2 protein-coding genes and 1 pseudogene are annotated in these 1904 nt (G+C 75.6%); all 3 read right to left on the reverse strand.

Annotated elements, in window-relative coordinates; all coding sequences use genetic code 11:
- Positions 1–311: hypothetical protein (locus GTW43_RS33960; protein ID WP_161305818.1), on the reverse strand; the 311-nt coding region annotated here is incomplete at its 3' end.
- 250 nt (positions 312–561) lie between these two features.
- Positions 562–1350, reverse strand: a complete 789-nt coding sequence (locus GTW43_RS33965; RefSeq protein WP_161305819.1) for a TIGR03936 family radical SAM-associated protein — start codon at positions 1348–1350, stop codon at positions 562–564.
- 53 nt (positions 1351–1403) lie between these two features.
- Positions 1404–1904: pseudogene (locus tag GTW43_RS33970) on the reverse strand (hypothetical protein); the annotation flags it as partial.

The following is a 1904-nucleotide window of genomic DNA, read 5'->3' on the forward strand; positions in this document are numbered from 1 at the left end:
TCGGCCGCGGCGACGACGGTCTCGGCCTCGGCGGCGGCCGGGGCACCCGTGGGCGCGGTGGCGCGGCGGGTGGCGCGACGGCGCGGCCTCGCGGGCGCGGCGTCCTGCGCGGGGGTCTCGGCGGCCGGTACGGCGGCCGGGGTCTCGACGGCGGCCTCCTCGGCCTCGTCGGTGAGGTCCTCGACGGCGTCGGCGGCCACGGCCTGCGGCGGTCCGGCGGGGCGCGACGCGGCCCGGCGCCGACGGCGCGGGGGCAGGGTGTCGCTGGGGCTGTCCACCTCGGGGGTGGTCGGTTCGGTGCGCTCGGGCATGCGGGTGGATCTCCCGTCAGGCCCCCGGGCGCCGCGCCTGGTCCATGACCGGTGACGTCCGCGGCTCGCGCGGGCGGAATTCCGCTCGCGGTGCCGCCGGTCCGGGGCGCGGGCGCCGCACGGGGGCTCTCTGTCTGTTCTCGCCGGTTCCGGTACGCGATGTACGTACGGCCTGGCGAAAGTCCTTGGGTGGGTGCGCTGCCCGACCCAGGTGGCTCCCGAGTACGAGGGCGGCGCTACGACGACCGCCTTACGCGGAACCTTCCACGGCAGACGCCGTCGCGGTGGCAGAACCAGGGGCCGCCGTGAGGGCGGCCCGGTCTGCCTCGCGGTCGGGCGCGAGCGGGTCGGTCACCGTGCCGGTCTCTTCATCGAAAGGCCCCTGCGCCAGCCTGGTCACCGCTGCGGGGACCGGCGGCGCCAGGTCGGCCACGGCGCGGAGACCGGACAGGACGTCGTCGGGTCGAACGGCGGGCGTCACGTGCCGAACAACCAGGCGCAGTATCGCACAGGCCTCGCCGGTGGGCCTATCAGCCGGAACATCGGGTGCGACGGCTTCGAGGCTGACGACGGCGGCGCGGGCGTCGAACGTACGGATGCCGTTCTTCGTCCGGCGCTGCACCTCGACCGTCCCGGCGGCGCGGAACGTCTCGGCGGCCCGTGCGGCCTCCTCGACGTCCACCCCGTCGAGCCGCAGCTCCCACACGGAGGCGGTGAGCCGGTCGGCGAGGCCCGAGGTGTGGGCCTGCACCGCGTCCACGATGTCGAGGCCCACGGGCATCGACTCGTCGAGCAGCTCCCTGAGCTTCTCGGGGTCGCGCGGCGCGGTGAGCGCGATCTCCAGGTACTCGGCCTCACTGCCCGTGCCGGTGGGTGCGGCATTGGCGTACGACACCTTCGGATGCGGCGTGAACCCCGCCGAGTACGCCATGGGCACCTCGGCGCGGCGCAGCGCACGCTCGAAGGCGCGCTGGAAGTCACGGTGGCTGGTGAACCGGAGGCGGCCGCGCTTGGTGTAGCGCAGTCGGATGCGCTGCACCGCGGGTGCGGGCGGCGGGCCTACGGGCTGTCGCTTGCCCAGTGTCCTGATCCTTAGTGGAGGTCGGTCTTCGTGAGAGGGGTCGTACTCCTACCAAGAGTACGTGTCCGGGCGTCGCCCGGTTCCCGCCGGTCCCCGGCCTGCACGAACGTGGCGGGCTCGGCGGGCTGCGGCGCGCCGAACAGGGCGCGCCGCACGTCCGCGCGGGCCCGGCGGACGGCGGCCCGCACCTCCCGGCCGAGCGTGGCGGCCGGCCGCCACACGTGGTCCCGCACGGCATGGCCCATCGGGGTGAGCACCGTGCGGTAGGTCCAGCGGACGGGCTCGACGAGGATCCGGCGCACCAGGAGGGCGAGGAAGCGGCCGACGGCGCGCGAGATCCGGCCGGCGATCCGCCAGGCGATGCCGAGCGCGTCCGCGATCTCCCGGCCGACGACGGCCAGAGCGCGCCCGACGGGGGCGAGCACGTACTGCCACAGCGCGACGAGCGGCACGACGCACACCCAGCGCAGCAGCACACCGACACCACGCGCCACACCGGCCACGACCCACAC

Source organism: Streptomyces sp. SID5785 (assembly GCF_009870065.1).
In the GTDB taxonomy this organism is placed as follows: Bacteria; Actinomycetota; Actinomycetes; order Streptomycetales; family Streptomycetaceae; genus Streptomyces.